This is a genomic window from Dokdonella sp. GW821-FHT11D02, assembly GCF_058808595.1.
Map to the genome: position 1 here is coordinate 1,217,082 of NZ_CM179520.1, position 17,993 is coordinate 1,235,074.

Sequence of the window (17,993 nt, forward strand, 5' to 3'; positions counted from 1 at the left end):
CGCGGCGCGAGCGTCCGCGCGCTCAATGCGCGGCGGCGGTGGCGGCGATCCAAGCGTCGATGCGCGCTTCGAGCAAATCCAGCGGCAGCGCGCCGCCGTCGAGCAGGCGGTCATGGAAGGCACGGATGTCGAAGCGCTCGCCGAGCGCTTTCTTCGCGCGTTCGCGCAGCTCGAGCATCTTCAGCTGGCCGATCTTGTAGGCGAGCGCTTGGCCCGGCCAGGTGATGTAGCGATCGACTTCGGACTGGATGTCGGCTTCGCTAACGTCGGAGTGGGCGCGGAAGTAGTCGACCATCTGCTGGCGCGACCAGTGTTCGTAGTGCACGCCGGTGTCGAGCACCAGCCGGTTGGCGCGCCACAGCTCGCTCGACAGGCGGCCGAAATCCGACAGCGGGTCGCTGTAGAAGCCGATGTCCTTGCCCAGGCGCTCGGCGTACAAGGCCCAGCCTTCGATGTAGGCGATGTAGGCCGCCTGCTGCCGGAACGGCGGCAAGCCCGGCAGCGTCTGCGCGATCGAGAACTGCAGATGATGGCCCGGAATGCCCTCGTGATACGCGGTCGATTCGATCAAGGTGGTCGAACGATCGGCGAAGTCGCTGGTGTTGACGTACAGCTGGCCGGCGCGCGAACCGTCCGGCGTGCCTTGCTGGTAGCTGGCGAGCTGCTCGCCTTTTTCGCGGTAGGCCTCGAACGGCACCACCGTCAGCGCGGTTTTGGGTTGCAATCCGAACAGCTTGGGCAGCTCCGGCTGCATCCGCGCGACGAAGCCGCGATAGCGTGCCAGCACGTCTTCGCGCGAAGTCGGATGCAGCGTCGGATCGTTCTTCAACGCGGTGCGAAAGCTGGCCAGATCGGCGTAGCCGCGCGATGCCGCGATCGCGCTCATTTCCGCTTCGATGCGCTGCACTTCGGCGAGACCGAGCCGGTGGATGTCGGCTGGGTCTTGCTTGGTCGTCGTCTGCTGCTCGACGCGGTAGCGATACATCGCAGCGCCGTTCGGCAACTGCCAGATGCCGGGTTCGCTGCGGCCGTGCGGCGCGTATTCGTCGGCGACGAACTTGCCGAGTTTGCGATAGGCCGGGCGTACGCGGCCGTCGATCGCGGCGAGGATCGCCGCGCGCAGACGCGTGCGCTCGGCTTCCGCCATGCCGGCCGGAAAACGCTGCAGCGGTTGCGCGAAGGTGTTGTCGGCGCCGGCCGGCGCGGCGATGGTGTCGATCTGCGCGAGCACTTTCTCGAGCACGAACTTCGGCGGCATCAGGCCGTCGCGCAAACCCTGGCGCGCCGTCGCGGTGGCTTGCTCGAGCACATGCGGAATCGCTTGCAGGCGCGCCAGATAGTCTTCGTATTGGCGCGTGTCGTCGAACGGGATCGAGCTGATCAAGCCGGGCAGCAGCAGGTGGATGCCGCTCTTCTGTTCGAGCGGCATCTCGTACAGCTTCAAGTCCGCGCCGCGCACGCTTTCTTTCAACTGGCGCAGCATCAGCTCGCGATTGAGCCGCGCCTCGTCCGGGAAACCGGTGGCGTCGATCGCCTCGAAGCGAGCGAGGAAATCCGCCGCGACCTTGCGCTCGTGGCGCGCATGCGCGAGCGAGGCGTCGCTCCAGCGTGCGTTGTAACGCAGATCGCCGAGCACCGTTGCGCTTTCGGGATTGGCTTGTAGCTGGTGCTGCCACTGCTCGTTCAACAGCGCATCCAGGCGCTGCAGGCGCTCTGCCAGCGGCGCGGCGCGTGCCGAGGCGGCGCACAAGGCGTAGCCGGCCAGCACGATCAGGATCGAACTTTGTCGGATCGTCACGAGGTCGTTCCGCTCAAGGATCGGCAAGGTCGGTGCCGCGCAGGCGCAGCGCCGAGACCGGCTCGCGCGCATCGCTGGTCTGCGGCGGCGCACCGTCGGCGCGTTGCCAGACCGATACCGCGACGCTGTCGGTGCCGGGCTGCGCCGGCACTTGGTAGCTCAGCTCGCCGGCGGACAGCACATACGGCCGCACTTGCACGGTGCCGTTCCAGCGCTGCACATAGGAGCGCTCGATGCTGAAGCTGACGGTCTGCGCCGCCGGATCGAGGCTGACGCGGCCGTAGTGTGTGCTGGCCAGTTCGGACGGCTTGAATTCCTTGCGCTGCCCCTTGTCGTCGGTGGCGTAAGTCGGCTCGTCGCTGCGAAAGATCTGCAGCGAATAGCGGCCTTGCGCATCGATGATCAAGACGCCGGTCGGCCGCGCGCCGAAGCCGTAGGTCTTGCGGCCATCCGGATGCAGGTCGTAAGCCGCCTTCAAGGTCCAGGTGCCGGCGAGGGTGGGGCTTGCGTGAGCGCTGACCACGCCGCCGGCGAGCAGGACCGGCAGCAGGATTTTGGAAAGGCTGTGCAGCAAAGGCATGAGATCTCCGTGTTGCGGGAAGTTGCGGGTTGGGATGCCGCTGTCGCGCCCATCGCGCAGCGGTAGGAAGGGCTGGCCGGCGCTAGTTCAGGGCTTACGGAATTTGAGCGCGAAGCGGTCGGTGTGGCCTTTGATCGCGGGCGCGAACACGGCTTCTTCGTGCGCGTCGTTCGGATTGGCGAGCACGTCGCTGCGCGCTTCCAACACGAAGCCCGCCGCCTTGGCCTGCTCGATGACGACGGCCGGGTCGATCCGGTGCAGCGTGTTGGCCTCGTGCTCGCCGGCGCCGGGCTTGGCGGCGTGATCGACCACGACGTAGACGCCGCCGTGCTTGAGCGCCTTGAACGCCGCGGCATCCAGTTTGGCCGTCTCGGCGGGGCCGCTGCTGCCGTCGACGGCGAACACGCTGACCGCGCCGTAGACGTCGTGGTAGTTCTGCGAGGTCCATACAAGGTCGAGCGGTTCGCCGGCGCCGAGGTCTTGGTAGGGCCGCACCAAGAGGCTCGTGTTGGCGTAGGCGGGATCGGCCACCAGCGCTTTGATGCCGTCGAGCGCTTTCGGTTTGGCCTTCTCGATGCTGGCGGGAACGACCGCGTAGACGTGGCCGCCGGCGCCGGCGACCTTGCTGAACAGGCGCGTGAAGTAACCGCCGCCCGGCATGACGTCGGCGATCTTGTCGCCCGGTTTGACTCCGGCGAACGCGATCAGCTCGGCCGGCTTGCGCGCCGCGTCGTTGGCGGTATCGGCGGCAGGACGTGCGGGATCGGCCAGCGCGGCCTCGACGTAAGCCGGGGCGGCGGCGTGGACGAACGCGCACGCGCCGAGCGCGAGCGCCAGTCCGCAAAGAAGGGGGATCGAGGTTTGCCGCTGCATGGAATCGCCTGCTTGATTTGGAGTGGAAGCAGCCTAATTCGCTACCATGCATTGGAAGTAGCCATCTCCCCGTCTTTCAGAAAGTGATTTTTGAAATGATTCACTCGACCAAAACGCTCGACCTCGACGCCGTCAAAGCGTTCGTGCTGACCGCCGAACTGAGCAGCTTCACGCGTGCCGCCGAGGCGCTCGACAGCACTCAATCGGCGGTCAGCCTGAAGCTGCGCCGGCTCGAACAAAAGCTCGGCCGCCGCCTGCTCGAACGCACGCCGCGCCAGGTGCGGCTGTCCGCCGAAGGCGCCGCGTTCCTGGAGGCGGCACGCGATCTGATCGGCGCGCACGAACGCGCGGTCGCCTCGTTCGAGGTGGAGCAGCGCCGTCTGGTGGTCGGCATCAGCCATCAGATCGTCGGCAGCGAGCTGCCGGCGCTGCTGCGCCGCATGCACGAGCACGATCCGCATCTGCTGATCGAACTGCGCGTGGCCGGTTCGCGCGAGGTCGCGCAGTCCTACGACGACGGCGCGCTGGACGCCGCCTTGGTGTTGCAGACGGAAGAACGGCGCGGCCACGGCGAGGTGGTGTTCGCGGAGACCTTCGCTTGGATCGCGGCGGCCGATTGGCAGCCGCGCCCCGGTCAGCCGCTGCCGTTGTCGACGCAAGGAGTGGGTTGCAGCATCCGCGCGGCGGCGGTGCGCGCGCTGGACGCGGCCGGCATCGCCTGGACCGAGATCTTCATCGGCAAGGGCGCCGCCACCGTTGGCGCCGCGGCCACGGCGGGACTCGCGATCGCCGTGCTGGCGCGGCGGACCGCGCCGAGCGGAACCATCGACATCGGCGCCGCCTTGGCGCTGCCGCCGTTGCCGACGCAGGACGTGGTGCTGCACTCGCGCCTGACCGACCGTCGTTCGCGCAGCGCGCTGCGCACGCTGACGACGGCGTTTCGGGCGATGGTGGTCTGAGCGGCTAGCTTTTACCGGCGGCGAGCGCGGCGCCGGATTTGGCGCCGCTGTGCCGAGGCTGACGCCGGCGCGTTAGTTCTTCGCGCCGGCCCAGGAATCGCGCAAGGTCGCCGTGCGGTTGAACACGGGCGCCGTGCGCGTGTGGTCGTGGCGATCGGCGACGAAGTAGCCGAGGCGTTCGAACTGCACGTGCCGTTCCGGTTCGGTCGCGGCCAGCGCCGGTTCGATCCAGGCGCGCACGATGCGCTTGGAATCGGGGTTGATGTGCTCGGCGTAGGTCTTGCCGTCGCTGTCGTCGTCCGGATCGGCGACCGCGAACAAGCGGTCGTACAGACGCACTTCAGCGGCCAGCGCATGCTTGGCGCTGACCCAGTGGATGGTGCCTTTGACCTTGCGCTCGGCGCCGGGCATGCCGGGGCGCGTCTCGGTGTCGAGTGAGCCGCGCAGTTCGACGATCTCGCCGGCGGCGTTCTTGATCACGTCCTCGCAGCGCACGATGCCGACGCCGCGCAAACGCACTTCGCCGCCCGGAACGAGGCGGTGGAAGCCCTTCGGCGGGACTTCGGCGAAATCCTCGCGCTCGATCCAGACCTCGCGCGAGAACGGCAGCGCGCGCACGCCAAACTCGGCGTTCTTCGGATGGTTGGCGAATTCGATGGTTTCCTCGTGCGCAGGATCGAGGTTGCCGAGCACCAGCTTGAGCGGATCGAGCACGGCCATGCGGCGCGGCGCGCGTGCGTCGAGATCTTCGCGCACGTTCGCTTCGAGCACGCCGAAGCCGATCACCGAGTTCTGCTTGGTCACGCCGGCGCGCTCCCAGAACGCGCGGATCGCGGCCGGGGTGAAGCCGCGCCGGCGCACGCCGGCGAGGGTCGGCATGCGCGGATCGTCCCAGCCGTCGACCAGGCCGTCGGCGACCAGGGCCATCAGCTTGCGCTTGCTCATCACGGTGTAGTCGAGGTTGCCGCGCGCGAACTCGATCTGCTGCGGCCGGCTCGGCGGCGTCCACAGGTCGGTGCGGCGCAAGGGCTCGGTCAGACTGGCGTCGCCGGGCAGGTCGAGCTGGTCGAGGAACCAGTCGTACAGCGGGCGGTGGTCTTCGAATTCGAGCGTGCAGAGGGAATGGGTGATGCCTTCGACCGCGTCGGATACGCAATGCGCGTAGTCGTACATCGGGTAGATCGGCCAGGTGTCGCCGGTGTTCTGGTGGGTCAGCTTGCGGATGCGGTAGATGGCCGGATCGCGCATGTTGATGTTGCCCGAGGCCATGTCGATCTTCGCGCGCAAGGTGCGCGCGCCGTCGGCGAACTCGCCCGCGCGCATGCGCCGGAACAGATCGAGACTTTCCTCCGCGCTGCGCTCGCGATAGGGCGAATTGCGGCCCGGTTCGGTCAGGCTGCCGCGATAGGCGCGCACTTCTTCGGCCGACAGATCGCAGACGAAGGCCTTGCCGATGCGGATCAGCTTTTCGGCGCACAGGTAGAGCACCTCGAAATAGTCCGAGGTGTGGCGCAGCGCGTTCCACTCGAAGCCGAGCCAGCGCACGTCGTTCTTGATCGCCTCGACGTATTCGAGGTCTTCCTTGGCCGGATTGGTGTCGTCGAAGCGCAGCGCGGTGCTGCCGCCGAATTCGCGCGCGATGCCGAAGTCCAGGCAGATCGCCTTGGCGTGGCCGAGGTGGAGATAGCCGTTGGGTTCGGGCGGAAAGCGCGTCGCCACGCGGCCGCCGTGCTTGCCGGCGACGCGGTCGTCGAGAACGATCTGGCGGACGAAATTGTTGCTGACGGGCGGAGTCGGAGCGGCCGGTTCGGTCATGCGCAAGCGCCGCGTCGGCGGCGTCGGGTTGAAAAGGGGAAGCGGCAAGTGTAGCGGAGGCGGCGCGAAAGCGGAGGCGCCGCCGCGCACCGGCTGCGGCGCGCGGCCGCAGCGCTCAGGCGGCGTAGCTGGTGCGCCGCCCGTGCAGGCAGCGCAGGCGCAGGCGCACTGGCCCGCGCACTTCGCGCAGATCGACCGCGGTCTCGTGCTGGAACGCTTCGATGCGCCCGGCTTGGGCCAGCGCCAGCGCGATCGTGCGCACCGGCCGCATCAGGTCCTGCCAGCGCCCGCCCAGACGCGCGGCGAGGACGCGCGCGACTTCGCTCGGACAGATGCTGTGACCCGGTCCGCGCTGATCGAGCAGTTCGAGCACGCAGTCGCGGATGCGCATGGCGAGCAAGTCGTCGGGCAGGTGCGGGCTCATACGCGCTCCGAGGCACGATGGCGAGCGGGAGGGGCGAGCGCGGTGCGATGGCGGGCGCCGTGGCTGCAACGCGGCGCGGCGCTCGGCAAGCTGACGATGCGTTGGTCGTTCGTTCGCATTCCGGCACGCTCCCCATGGCGATTCGCGATGATCCGGCGCGTCGAAGGTTGTCAGCGCCGGCGTGAAGGACATGGCAAGATTCCGTCGAATCACCGCACCATTCGCGAAGGTATTGCGTGCATGAAGATCGTCTACCGAGCCGAGAACATCGTCGACGCGAATCTGCTCAAGGCCGCGCTCGCGGCGGAGGGTGTGGTCGCCTTCGTCAGCGGCGAATATCTGGTCGGCGCGATCGGTGAATTGCCGGCGCGCGACTTGATCGTGGTGATGGTGGCCGACATCGATCTCGAACGCGCAGCGCCGGTGGCGCAGGCGATCGACGCCGACCTGCGCCAGCGCCGCGCCGAGGTCGAAGCGGCCGATCCTGAAGGCTGGACGAACGGCATCGCGCCGGCCTGAGCCGCGGCGGCTGCGCGCGCGTGTCGCTCTGCTAGGCTCCGCCTCCGTCTCGACGCGCGCACCGGTTCGTTCATGTCCAAGCTGTTCGCCCTGTTCGTCCTGCTGACGCCGCTGCTGGCGAGCGCCGACGACAGCGCGAGCGGTACGACCCCGTATCTGGCGCTGTATCAAGTACTGGCGCCGGCGCGTTCGATCCGCGCCTACGATCATCTGGTCGCGATCGAACAGGTGCAGAGCAAATCGCCCACGGTGCGCGCGCAGGACATCCGCATCACCATCCACGCCAAGCGCGGTGCCATCGCGGTGCCGGTCGCGGCCGACGGCCACGTCGACTTTCCCGCCGACGAGGCCTTGCAGGCGGAAAATCCCGCGGTCGAAACGAACCAGCCGAAAGGCTCGTTGATGCTGACCGTGCACGCCGCGCTGCGTCTGCCCGAGGCGTTGGAGCTGCCCTGGAGCGAGGTCGAGGTCGGCCTGCGCCAGGCCGAAGACTTGTTCGCCAAGACGCAAGCGGGCAGCGCCGCGAATGCGAAGCCGCGCGGCGTGGAGATCCGCTTCGCGCCCGGCGCTCTCGCATCGGTCACCTTGAGCGGGCGCAGCGAACGTTTGCTGCAGACCGACGCCGACGGCCGCATCCTGGTCACGCGCGACATGATCGTCGCGGCCGAGCAGCCGAGCCTGAAGTTCTCGCGTCGCGCGCTGCGCATCCTGCCTTACGTCGGCGACTAGCCGGGCAGCGCGGCGTCGCCGGGATCGCATCGGCCCGGCGGCCGGGCTGGTGTCTTCGTCGCACAACGGCCGGGCTGTGCGGATGGCCGGGCTCGCGTGCGTGACGTCTGCCGGCAACGATGCAACGCCCTCGCTCGCCGCCGTCGAACGCGGCTGCCGAGCGGCGCAGCGGGCTGGCCGCCGACCTCGCCATCGATCTCGTCAATTCGTGCAAGCTGCGGTTTTCGCGGCAGTTAATAGGGGTTTGATACCGCTTTGCTATCGATCCGTCAGGGATCGAGAGTCTGCCCGACACCTGGCGTGCGTACAGTCTTTCGCCCTTCCGCAGACGCCGTATGCGCCCTGCGGCGGCGCATTCATTCCAACAAAGGTACGGGGAAGATGAAACGTTGGATTCATAGCTTGGCCGCGGCCCTGGTCGCGCTGTGCGCGATGCCGGCGCACAGCGCCATGGTGTTGTCGCAGACGGAGAGTGAAGAGCCATCCACGCAATTGGGCATCGCGTGCAGCGACGGCAACGGCATCTATCCGTTCAGCGTGTGGCGGCGCTTCTACTTCGAGGAGTACGGCGTGCGCGGCTCGGCCACCGTCGAAAGCGTCACGGTCACGAGCTTCGACGCGGTGGCGCCGATGACGCCGACGCCGATCGCCGTGCGCTTGTACTCGATCCCGCACGACATTCCGGCGGACACGCTGCCGGCCACCGCGCTCACGCCGCTCGCCAGCGCCACCGGACTCGGTGACGGCACGCCCGCGCAGAGAATCACGCTGCCCGTCGTGGCAACCATTGCCGACGGACGCGCGCTGGATCTGGTCGTGGAATATCGCGTCGACGCCCCGGCCACGCGCTATTACGCCTTTAACGTCGGAGCGAACGATTCGCCGGAAATGCATCCCTCGTTCTTCAGCGGTGCGCAGTGCGGCGCGCCGGACATCGTGTTGGCGGCCGACGCCGGCTTTCGCGGCACGCACCCGATCATGCTGGTGAACCTCAGCCAGACCGGCCCCGGCCTGCCGCGTCTGACCGGCACCTTCGCGCCGGCCATCGTGGCGGCGGGCCAATCGAGCCGCCTCACCATGACGCTCGACAACGTCACGCGTCCCGCGCCGGCCACGCTGACCGCCGACCTCGTCAACGAGCTGCCCAACGGCCTGCTCGTCGCGCCGACACCGAACGCGTCCACGAACTGCGCCGGCGGCAGCGTCGCCGCCGCGCCGGGCAGCGGCCGCATCACCTTGTCCGGTGCGGCGACTGTGCCGGCGTCGGGCAGCTGCACGATGTCGGTCGACGTGTGGTCGACCACGCCCGGCCGCTACGTCGATGCACTCAATCCCGGCAGCCTCGCCACCGACGTGGGCAGCAATCTCAATGCCGGCAGCTCCACGCTCCTGGTGACCTCCAGTGCGCCGCCGGCGTTTCCGCCGGGTGAGACCTTCGACGCGAATCCGGCGCCGCTGCTGCCCAACGGCTGGACGTCGTCGAGCACGACCGGCGACAGCGACTGGATCACCGTCACCTCCTCCGATGCCGGACCGAACGCCGTGTGGACGCGCGACCGTCTGGAGCAGACCGACTTCACCCTCGACTCGCCGGTGTTCGTGCCGGTGCAGGATCAGAACCTCAGCTTCCGGCAACGCTACGACATCGACCTGGTGCCCGGTTCGCCCGGCTACGGCATCGACGGGGGCGCGCTGGAGATTTCGATCGACGGCGGCGCCTTCGTCGACGTCGTGACGGCAGGCGGTCAGTTCGCCGTGGGCGGATACAACGCGACCCTGCTCGGCGTGCATGAGCTGTCGCGGCGCCAGGGCTGGTCGGGCGATACCGCGGGCCAATTCGTAACGGCCACGGTGACCTTGCCAGCGGCGGCCGTCGGCCATCCCACGCGTCTGCGTTTCCATTTTGCCAGCGCCCAGAAAGACCCGGCGTACTATCGGCCGCGCGCGAGCGGCGGCTGGTGGGTCGACTCGATCGTGCTTGGCATTGCGCGTCCGCCGTCGGCGAGCCTGTCGCAGCCGTCGTTGTCGTTCACCGTCGCCGCGAACGATTCCGCCACCACCACGCTCGGCATTTTCGCGGCGGTCGGCAGCGATCCGTTGCTGTACTCGTTGCAGGCCCACGACGCCGGCGCCGCGGCCGGACACATCGCGTTGCGCACGCCGGTCGCGCCCGTCCTCTCCAGTGGCAGCTCGCCCGACGCGGCCAGCTATCGCCTCGACGACGGCAGCATCGAACGCGTCTGGGGCTACGGCATCGAGAGCGACGACATACCGGCCGAGCGCGCCGCGGTCTGGATCAACCGCTTCCACGCCGCTGCGGCGCTGACGGTCGATTCGGTCTCGGTGTATTGGCCGGACCCGCAGCAGGCCGGCGGCAACTTGCTCGGGCTGCAACCCAACTTGGTCGCCTACTACGACGCCGATGCCGACGGCGACCCGAGCAACGCCGTGCGTGTGGGCATGGATACCTTGGTGACGATCGGCCGCACCGGCGACTACGAAACCTATCGAACGAATTTCGCGGTGCCGGGCGAGGGCGACGTCTACATCGGCTTCGTCGACTACTGGGCGATCGGCGGCCGTTACCGCCCACAACTGTTTCCCGCAGCCGCCGACACGACGACGCCGCAAGGGCGTTCCTACATCTCCGCCTCGGAGCTGGGCGGACCGCCGGTGGACATCGTGACATTGAGCCGCAACGTGTGGACCGGGCCGGTCGAGCGCGTGACCAGCGGGGTGCTCGCCGGCAACTGGATGATTCGTGCGACCAGCACCGGCAACCCCAGCGAAGATCCGTGCACGGGCCTGCTGACGAACTGGCTCAGCGCGGTACCTTCGAGCGGCGTAGTGGAAGCCGGCAGCAGCGCCTCCGTGCGGATACGTGCCACTCCCGCGATCGGCCGGCTGGCCCCGGGCGAGTACGACCACCAGCTGTGCATCGCCACCAACGACCCGACGCAGCCGGTGATCGTCGTGCCGGTGCATCTTTCGGTGACGTCGGCGCCGTGCCTGGCGGGCGACAGCATCTTCTGCAGCGGTTTCGAAGCGGGCTTCGTGCAACCGGTGGCTGATCCGAGCTTCGAATCCGTCCCGCTCGCGGGCGCGCCCAGTTCGAGCTGGACCAGCGAGGACGGCGAGACAGGCTACAGCATCTTCTACGATTGGCATTCGCACGAGGGCGCTGCGCACAGCGGAAACATGGCCGGCTTCTTCGGCGGGGCGGGTCATCTGGGTGCGCCGGCCGATCCGAGGTCGGCATTCGCCGAGCAGACCGTCACCTTGCCCGACGGCGGCGCGCTGTTCCTCAACTACTGGCGCTTCAACGCATCACCGAGCGACGTGCCGACGGCCTTCGTGGTCCTTGTCGACGGCCAGCCGGTGGACAGTCTCGACGTCTCCGCGGTGTTTGACGGCGGTTTCATCAAGCGTTCCATCGACATCAGCGCCTGGGCCGACGGTGGCGCGCACACGGTTCGCTTCCAGTGGGACTATCGCGGCAACTTCCACGACGGCCTCTTGTGCCTGGATGACGTGACGATCGAACGTCAGCCCTTGCCGTGAAACGAGGACGCGCGCCGGCACGGGCCGGCGCGCGTCGGAAGAGTCGCAGGCCATCGATTCCGGATCGAATCGGCGAGCGCGAATCCGCTCGCCTCTCATGTTGCACAGCGCGGTCGGAGAATCGTCGCCGTAACCGCTAGGCTTCAGCCGCTCTCAGCGGCGGCTTCAGGAATCCACGCCCACCGCTCAGCGCTGCCGTCGCCACACTTCGCGCGAGTGCTTGTTGCAAGCCGATGCGGCCCGCCGCATTCTCCTCGCCCGCGATAGGATCGCCGAAGCCGCGCGACGGAGCCTGGCAGTTCTCGCGCCATGCGCTGCGCTCGGCGACGCGCCGCACCGTGCGGCGTCGCCCTGATAGGGAATCCGCATGAGCACGCGACCGATCCTGGTCATCGGCAACAAGAACTATTCTTCCTGGTCGCTGCGGCCGTGGCTGTTGCTGCGCCATCACGGCGTCGCCTTCGACGAGCATCGCATCGCGCTCGATACGCCCGCCTTCGCGGCCGAGGTCGCGCCGTGGTCGCCGAGCGGGCGGGTACCGGCGCTGCGTCACGGCGAGATCGCGATCTGGGATTCGCTGGCGATCTGCGAGTACGCGAACGAAACCTTCCTGGCCGGCGCCGGCTGGCCCGCCGCCGCCGCGGCGAGGGCGCTGGCGCGCACGGTCAGCGCCGAAATGCATTCCGGTTTCCAGGCGCTGCGCACGACCATGCCGATGAACTGGCGCCGGCGCCGGCCGGCCGTCAACGTCGGCGCGCAGACGCGGCGCGATATCGAGCGCGTGCTCGCCTTGTGGGCCGATTGCCGCCGTCGTTTCGGCGCCGGCGGTGCCTTCCTGTTCGGCGAGTTCTCGATCGCTGATGCGATGTATGCGCCGGTCGCGCTGCGCTTCGTCAGTTACGGCGTCGTGCTCGACGCGGATGCGCAGGCCTACGTCGACGCTTTGCTCGGCCTGGTTGCGCTGCAAGAGTGGTTACGCGCGGCCGAGGTCGAGACCGAGGAGCTGCCGGCGACCGACGAGATACCGTGAAGTGTGTCGAGTTCGCGCGGATGTCGTGTTGCGCCTGGAGCGAGCGGCAGTCTCGAGGGGCCCTTCGCGATACGAGCCTTGATCACTGGTCCATGCCTGACGCGGCTACGTCCGACAATTCCTGACCTCGCGCTGCAAACTACGAGCGAGTTCGTCTATATTCCGCAGCGCGGCTCGACTCCCACCAGTGCACGTCGCGAGTGGTCGGAATCGATTCCGCACTAACGCTCCGTTCTCGCTTGCGCATTTTTTGGGGAAATCGCATGTGGCTCTTGCGTCGTGTCGATGCTGCACGTCTGGGGATTCTGCTTTGTGCCGCGTTGTATGCCACGGCGTCGTTCGCCGTGCCGGTCACTGTGCACGGGCACATCAGTGAGCTCGCGACGGCTCAGCCGATCGCGGGAGCAGTCGTGCGCGTCTTCGAGAGATCCTCCGATACCACGCCGATCGCTTCCGTGCAGACGGTGGCCGATGGCAGCTATCTTTGGCAAGGCGACCTGAGCCCGGGTGCCGGCATGGCCTCGGTCGTCGAAGCCTCCGCTCCCGGTCATTCGACGGAACAATCCTCGTTCGATCCCTCGCTCGAGGACGTAGAAATCGATCTTGCGCTGCAAAGCGCAATCGTATTCGGCGTCGTTCGCGATCTCGCGGACAAGCCGCTGCCCAATGTCGCAGTAAAGGCATTGTCGCGTGCCGCGGGCTCGTCGCAGTGGACGGTCACCCGGACCGTCGCGACTGCGGCCGACGGTACGTACACCTTCGACACGTTGCCGCGCGAAACCTACCGCATCTGCGCCGGCGGGCTTTCCTACGGCTTCGTGCAGGAGTGCTATGACGGCGTTCGCGTCAGCCTGCTCACGGACATCGACGGCGCGACGCCGCTCGTGCTCGGCGACGGTTTGACGCGCGACGACATCGACTTTCGATTGACGGCCGGCGCTACGTTCGTCGGTTCGGTGAGCGACAAGCGTTCCAACGATCCCATTCCCAATATCCAGGTCGCGTTCGAACTTTACGACGCGAACGGCAGCCTGCTCGATACCGGCGCCGAACAAGCGGATGCAACCGGCCGCTACACGCTTCGCGGCGTGCCGAGCGGAGCATTCCGTATCGCCGCGCGTGCGCTTTCCGGCGGCTTCGGCGGCAAGCAACTCTATTCGGGCATCGATTGCATCACCAGCGCCTGCGCGCCGATCACTGCCGGCGATGTCGTGCATGCCACGGAGGGCGGCTCGGTCGCGGGCATCGATTTCTCATTCGGGCCCGAAGGCCTCATCCGCGGGCGGATCACCGATGCCGTCGACGGCACGCCGGTTTCGAGCGTCTCGATGTGGGCTTGCTACAACGATACGTTCATCCATACCACGCACTGCAACTATCAGGCGACCTCCGATACGGATGGCCGCTACGAACTCATCGTGAATGTGCGCACGTACTTCGTCCAAGCCAATGCGTCCGCGGACTACGTCGACCAGGTGTATCCAAACATGTCCTGCGTCGGGCGATCGTGCAATGAGGGCGGCGGAAACGTGGTCGTGCAAGCGGGCGACCGAATCGAGGGCATCGATTTCTCTCTGCGCCGCAGCGCGACGCTCGCCGGGCGCGTGCTCGATACCAGCACCGGATTGCCGATTGCGGCCGCCCAGATCGTCGGCTACGACAGCGATTATGTGGAGAGATGGTCGGTCCGGACCGATGCGGAAGGGCGCTACGTCGGCGGCAAGTGGTTGCCGGGCACCCACTATGTCCGTGCCTGGTACGGAAGCTGGCCGCTGATCTCGTGCGCCTTCTATCTCGATCGGCTGTGTCCGAACGAAGGGGATCCGATCTCGCTGATCGATCCGACGCCGGTCGTCCTGACCACCGGCCAACACCGCAGCGACATCGATTTCTCGCTCACCAATCCCTTGATCTTCGCGAACGGCTTCGAACCCAGCGTCACGCATTGACGCAGCGCGGTTGCGCGGGCTTCGCCGCGCAGCCGCACGAACCTCACGCGCGAAAGCGCGGTGCCGTTTCGAGCCGACGCGGCGAGCTATACTTTTCCCTCGCGGCCATCGCATCCCTCTGCACGCTTCGCACGCGCCGGCGCGGCGCGTGCGTTCGGCTTGCCGATCGCCGCCATCCCACGGAATCGCCCACGGCAACGGACGAGCTGCCACGATGCACGCACAAGAATCGGAAATCCCGCGTCGCGCGCTGATCGAGATGATCGTCGGCGCCGCCGCGATCTCGACCACCAGCCTGTTCGTCAAGCTCGCTCACGTCGGGCCGACGGTGTCGGCGTTCTATCGCATGGCTTTCGGCGGCGCGATGCTGCTGGTCGGACTGATCGCGCTGCGGCGCTGGCAGCGCGTGCGCCTCAGCGAAGTCGGCTGGCTGCTGATCCCGGCGGTCGCGTTCGCGGTCGACCTGATGCTCTGGCATCGCAGCATCCTCTACATCGGCCCGGGGCTGGCGACCCTGCTCGGCAACTTCCAGGTGTTCCTGATGGCGCTGGCCGGTTTCGTGCTGTATCGCGAACGGCTCGGCTGGCCTTTCCTGCTCGGTGTCGGGCTCGGCTTCGTCGGCTTGTATCTCCTGGTCGGGCTCGACTGGAGCGCGGTCGGGCCGCAGTACCAACTCGGCGTCGTGCTCGGCATCGTCACCGGCTTCGCCTATGCGGTGTACATGCTGTCGACGCGCCACGCGCAGCGCAGCGGCCACGTGCGCTTGGCCCCGGCGCAGCTGCTGTGCGTGAGTACGCTGCTGTGCGCCGGCGTGCTCGGACTGGCGGTGTTGGTCGAGGGCGACAGCTTCGCCTTGCCCGACGCGCAGAGCTGGTCGTCCTTGCTCGGCCTCGCGTTCTTCGGTCAGGTGCTGGGCTGGGTGTTGTTGACGCGCGCGATGCCGCACCTGCCGGCGTCGCTGATAGGCCTCTTGCTGCTGCTGCAACCGGCCTTGTCGTTCGTGTTCGACGTGCTCCTGTTCGCGCGGCCGACGCGGGTCACCGACTGGATCGGCGTCGGCTTGTCCTTGATCGGTATTTTCATCGGCTCCTACCGCAAGCCCGCACCATCGCCGCCGCCGCCCGCCGGCTGAATGCACCGCCGGGCCGCCGCCGCTTTGAGCGGCACCGGTTCGTGCCCGACAATGCCGCTCCCGACGATCCGCGGAGTGGGCCGATGATCCGACAGTCGATTCGATTGCTTTTGCTGTCGCTGGCGCTGTGCCTGGCGAATGTCGCCGCTGCCGAGGAAAAGGCGCCGGAGGCTTCCAAGGTCGACGTGCAGCTGCGCCTGGAAATTCCGATGCGCGACGGCGTGCGCCTGAACGCGAACCTGTATCGCCCACACGCGCAGAGCGGCGCGCTGCCGGTGTTGTTCTGCCTCAATCCCTACACCGCCGATCTGATCCATCCGCTCGCCAAGTACTTCGCCGAGCACGGCTACGTCTTCGTCGCGATCGATTCGCGCGGGCGCAACGGTTCGGGCGGCGTGTTCCGCTCGTGGACGCACGAAGCGCACGACGGCTACGACGCGGTCGAATGGCTGGCCAAGCAGCCGTGGTCGAACGGCAAGGTCGGCATGTGGGGCGGGTCATATCTTGGCTTCACGCAATGGACCACGCTGAAGGAAGCGCCGCCGCATCTGCGCACGATCGTGCCGACCGCCTCGGTGCGGCCCGGCATCGATTTCCCGCTCACCGGCGGCATCTTCTACAGCTACGACACGCAGTGGCTGACCTTCGTCAGCGGCGTCGCCTCGAACGGCTCCTTGTTCGGCGACGGCGCGTTCTGGCGCGGCAAGTTCGCCGAGCGTTACTTCGGCCACGCCGCGTTCCGCACACTCGACAAGATCGTCGGCAACCCTTCGAGCATTTTCCAGGAGTACCTGCGCCATCCGTCCTACGACGAGTACTGGCAGGCGCTGGCGCCGAACGCGCGCCAGTACGCGGCGATCGATCTGCCGATCCTGACCATCACCGGCCACTGGGACGACGACCAGCTCGGCGCGATGAGCTACTACCGCGAGCACATGCGCTACGGCAACGCGGCGGCGCAGGCGCAGCACTATCTGGTCATCGGTCCGTGGGATCACGGCGGCACGCGGCGTCCGCAGAAGGAACTGGGCGGGCTCAAGTTCGGCGACGCCAGCATGGTCGACATCAAGCAGTTGCATCTGCAGTGGTACGACTGGATCTTGAAGGACGGCAAGAAGCCCGACTTCCTCAAACAGCGCGTCGCCTACTACGTGACCGGCGCGGAGGCGTGGAAGTACGCCGATCGCCTGGAAGACCTCGGCCAGCCGCGCAGTTACTACCTCTCCTCCGACGGCAAGGCGGGCGATGTGTTCGCCTCCGGCGCGCTGGTGTCGGCGCCGCCGGGCGAACAGGAGCCCGACCTCTACGTCGACGATCCGCTCGACGTGCGCCCCGGCCGGCTCGAACTCGAACGCGGCGATGTCGACGGCAGCGTGCTGATCGACCAGACCGATGCGCTGAACCTGCGCGGCGCCGGCGTCGTCTACCACAGCGAAGCCTTGGCCGAGGAAACCGAACTCAGCGGCACGCCGAAGGCGAGCTTGTGGATTTCGCTCGACGTGCCCGATGCGGATTTCCAGGCCACCTTGCACGAGATCAAGTCGGACGGTTCCGCCGTCGCGCTGTCGTCGATGATGCTGCGCGCGCGCTATCGCGAATCTCTGAGCAAGCCGGCGCGCATCGCGCCGGGCGAGGTGCTGCGCTACGACTTCGATCGCTTCACCTTCATCTCGCGCAAACTCGACAAGGGCAGCCGCCTGCGCCTGGTCGTGCGTGCGGTCAACAGCCTGCAGTTCCAAAAGAACTATCACAGCGGCGGCGACGTCTCCGACGAGACCGCGGCCGATGCGCGCACGGCGCATGTGCGCGTGTACCACGACAGCAAGCATCCGAGCGCGATCGAGCTGCCGTTGGTGGCGGCGAAGCCGAAGGGGTGAAGCGAGCGGATTGCGCAGCAGCGTTGCGCGCCGGTTGCACTCACGGCGCCATCGGCCGCAACGCGCCGACCGCTAGGAGTACTGCACCGTGACCAATCCCTTATTGCCGGACGAGTCGTAGAAGACGTACACGACCGCACTTCCGAACACGTCTCGATGGCTGAGAAAGGCGTTCCCGAAGCAGGCCCCCGACAACTGCATCACGAAGGCGTAGCCGCCGTAGCTGAATCGGTCCTGCAGCCAGTTGGGGACGCCGCCGATCTTGTCGTCGATGTCTCCGGAAAATTCGTCCTCGTCCGTCTCGCCATCTCGATCCAACGCCAGCTTCTTCGCTCGCAGAATGGGATCGGCGAATTCCTGCCTCGGCGCTTCCTCGGCGTGCGCGACGACGTATCCGAGTTCGCGGCCTCTCGCCATGTCGAGCAGGTGTTCGATGCCGCCTCGTTGGTAAGGACAAAAAACGGACAAGACGTGCCCGCCGGGGATGAGAACGCCGCACTCCGACTTCAATAGCTCGGACGGTATCGAGGCCAGGAACATCAATTTCTTTCCCGACCGATCCTTGGGCCACTCAACGGCGCCGGACAGCAGCGAGCTTCCGCCGATTCTGCCGCGCTCGTGCTCGTCCGCGTCGTTCTCGTAGTGGATGTAACTCGCCACCGGTTCTCCCGTCGCTTGGGCGAAGCCGCCGCGTACTTTCGCAGAGCTCGGCTTGCGCATCCAAGCGCCGTCGACTCTTTCCGGCTC

At 67.3% G+C, this 17,993-nt stretch carries 14 protein-coding genes; 8 read left to right on the forward strand and 6 right to left on the reverse strand.

Annotated elements, in window-relative coordinates; all coding sequences use genetic code 11:
* Positions 1-22: 22 nt before the first annotated feature.
* The 3 genes from AC3QL3_RS05145 to AC3QL3_RS05155 all read right to left on the reverse strand — a co-directional run bounded on the left by AC3QL3_RS05145 (position 23) and on the right by AC3QL3_RS05155 (position 3,251).
* Positions 23-1,792 (reverse strand): DUF885 domain-containing protein, encoded by a 1,770-nt coding sequence (locus AC3QL3_RS05145; protein ID WP_492898868.1) that lies wholly within the window; start codon positions 1,790-1,792, stop codon positions 23-25.
* A 19-nt stretch (positions 1,793-1,811) separates the two neighbouring features.
* A complete protein-coding gene (locus tag AC3QL3_RS05150) occupies positions 1,812-2,378 on the reverse strand; it encodes a lipocalin-like domain-containing protein (protein ID WP_492897258.1) in 567 nt (188 codons plus the stop codon).
* A gap of 87 nt (positions 2,379-2,465) precedes the next feature.
* On the reverse strand, positions 2,466-3,251 hold the full coding sequence (locus AC3QL3_RS05155) for a class I SAM-dependent methyltransferase (protein WP_492897259.1): 786 nt from the start codon (positions 3,249-3,251) through the stop codon (positions 2,466-2,468).
* Positions 3,252-3,346: 95 nt separating this feature from the next.
* Between AC3QL3_RS05155 and AC3QL3_RS05160 the strand changes: the two genes are divergently transcribed.
* The gene (locus AC3QL3_RS05160) at positions 3,347-4,210 is read left to right on the forward strand and encodes a LysR family transcriptional regulator (RefSeq protein ID WP_492897260.1); all 864 of its coding nucleotides are present in this window, start codon (positions 3,347-3,349) and stop codon (positions 4,208-4,210) included.
* A 72-nt stretch (positions 4,211-4,282) separates the two neighbouring features.
* On the opposite strand, the gene AC3QL3_RS05165 is transcribed toward AC3QL3_RS05160, so the two are convergent.
* A complete protein-coding gene (locus AC3QL3_RS05165; RefSeq protein ID WP_492897261.1) occupies positions 4,283-6,025 on the reverse strand; it encodes a glutamine--tRNA ligase/YqeY domain fusion protein in 1,743 nt (580 codons plus the stop codon).
* A gap of 115 nt (positions 6,026-6,140) precedes the next feature.
* Positions 6,141-6,449: a DUF3253 domain-containing protein gene (locus AC3QL3_RS05170; protein WP_492897262.1), complete on the reverse strand. Its 309-nt coding sequence runs from the start codon at positions 6,447-6,449 to the stop codon at positions 6,141-6,143.
* 240 nt (positions 6,450-6,689) lie between these two features.
* On the opposite strand from AC3QL3_RS05170, the gene AC3QL3_RS05175 reads away from it, so the two are divergent.
* The 7 genes from AC3QL3_RS05175 to AC3QL3_RS05205 all read left to right on the forward strand — a co-directional run bounded on the left by AC3QL3_RS05175 (position 6,690) and on the right by AC3QL3_RS05205 (position 17,246).
* Entirely contained in the window at positions 6,690-6,968 is a 279-nt protein-coding gene (locus tag AC3QL3_RS05175) for a putative signal transducing protein (RefSeq protein ID WP_492897263.1), read from the forward strand.
* Positions 6,969-7,040: 72 nt separating this feature from the next.
* Positions 7,041-7,697, forward strand: a complete 657-nt coding sequence (locus AC3QL3_RS05180; protein ID WP_492897264.1) for a hypothetical protein — start codon at positions 7,041-7,043, stop codon at positions 7,695-7,697.
* 381 nt (positions 7,698-8,078) lie between these two features.
* Positions 8,079-11,258: a DUF7933 domain-containing protein gene (locus AC3QL3_RS05185; RefSeq protein WP_492897266.1), complete on the forward strand. Its 3,180-nt coding sequence runs from the start codon at positions 8,079-8,081 to the stop codon at positions 11,256-11,258.
* A 367-nt stretch (positions 11,259-11,625) separates the two neighbouring features.
* A complete protein-coding gene (locus AC3QL3_RS05190; RefSeq protein ID WP_492897267.1) occupies positions 11,626-12,288 on the forward strand; it encodes a glutathione S-transferase family protein in 663 nt (220 codons plus the stop codon).
* A 263-nt stretch (positions 12,289-12,551) separates the two neighbouring features.
* Positions 12,552-14,237 (forward strand): MSCRAMM family protein, encoded by a 1,686-nt coding sequence (locus tag AC3QL3_RS05195; RefSeq protein ID WP_492897268.1) that lies wholly within the window; start codon positions 12,552-12,554, stop codon positions 14,235-14,237.
* Positions 14,238-14,451: 214 nt separating this feature from the next.
* Complete coding sequence (locus AC3QL3_RS05200; RefSeq protein ID WP_492897269.1) at positions 14,452-15,369, forward strand: DMT family transporter; 918 nt, start codon at positions 14,452-14,454, stop codon at positions 15,367-15,369.
* 83 nt (positions 15,370-15,452) lie between these two features.
* Entirely contained in the window at positions 15,453-17,246 is a 1,794-nt protein-coding gene (locus AC3QL3_RS05205; RefSeq protein ID WP_492897270.1) for a CocE/NonD family hydrolase, read from the forward strand.
* Between the two features lie 72 nt (positions 17,247-17,318).
* Here the strand turns inward: AC3QL3_RS05205 and AC3QL3_RS05210 are convergent, their stop codons facing one another.
* Entirely contained in the window at positions 17,319-17,966 is a 648-nt protein-coding gene (locus tag AC3QL3_RS05210; RefSeq protein WP_492897271.1) for a YwqG family protein, read from the reverse strand.
* Between the last annotated feature and the right edge of the window lie 27 nt (positions 17,967-17,993).

What these genes read in the sequence shown, in the direction of transcription:
- AC3QL3_RS05150 (WP_492897258.1), bottom strand. Translation starts at nt 2,378, where the DNA reads ATGCCTTTGCTGCACAGCCTTTCCAAAATCCTGCTGCCGGTCCTGCTC.
- AC3QL3_RS05155 (WP_492897259.1), bottom strand. Translation starts at nt 3,251, where the DNA reads ATGCAGCGGCAAACCTCGATCCCCCTTCTTTGCGGACTGGCGCTCGCG.
- AC3QL3_RS05160 (WP_492897260.1), top strand. Translation starts at nt 3,347, where the DNA reads ATGATTCACTCGACCAAAACGCTCGACCTCGACGCCGTCAAAGCGTTC.
- AC3QL3_RS05165 (WP_492897261.1), bottom strand. Translation starts at nt 6,025, where the DNA reads ATGACCGAACCGGCCGCTCCGACTCCGCCCGTCAGCAACAATTTCGTC.
- AC3QL3_RS05170 (WP_492897262.1), bottom strand. Translation starts at nt 6,449, where the DNA reads ATGAGCCCGCACCTGCCCGACGACTTGCTCGCCATGCGCATCCGCGAC.
- AC3QL3_RS05175 (WP_492897263.1), top strand. Translation starts at nt 6,690, where the DNA reads ATGAAGATCGTCTACCGAGCCGAGAACATCGTCGACGCGAATCTGCTC.
- AC3QL3_RS05180 (WP_492897264.1), top strand. Translation starts at nt 7,041, where the DNA reads ATGTCCAAGCTGTTCGCCCTGTTCGTCCTGCTGACGCCGCTGCTGGCG.
- AC3QL3_RS05185 (WP_492897266.1), top strand. Translation starts at nt 8,079, where the DNA reads ATGAAACGTTGGATTCATAGCTTGGCCGCGGCCCTGGTCGCGCTGTGC.
- AC3QL3_RS05190 (WP_492897267.1), top strand. Translation starts at nt 11,626, where the DNA reads ATGAGCACGCGACCGATCCTGGTCATCGGCAACAAGAACTATTCTTCC.
- AC3QL3_RS05195 (WP_492897268.1), top strand. Translation starts at nt 12,552, where the DNA reads ATGTGGCTCTTGCGTCGTGTCGATGCTGCACGTCTGGGGATTCTGCTT.
- AC3QL3_RS05200 (WP_492897269.1), top strand. Translation starts at nt 14,452, where the DNA reads ATGCACGCACAAGAATCGGAAATCCCGCGTCGCGCGCTGATCGAGATG.
- AC3QL3_RS05205 (WP_492897270.1), top strand. Translation starts at nt 15,453, where the DNA reads ATGATCCGACAGTCGATTCGATTGCTTTTGCTGTCGCTGGCGCTGTGC.
- AC3QL3_RS05210 (WP_492897271.1), bottom strand. Translation starts at nt 17,966, where the DNA reads ATGCGCAAGCCGAGCTCTGCGAAAGTACGCGGCGGCTTCGCCCAAGCG.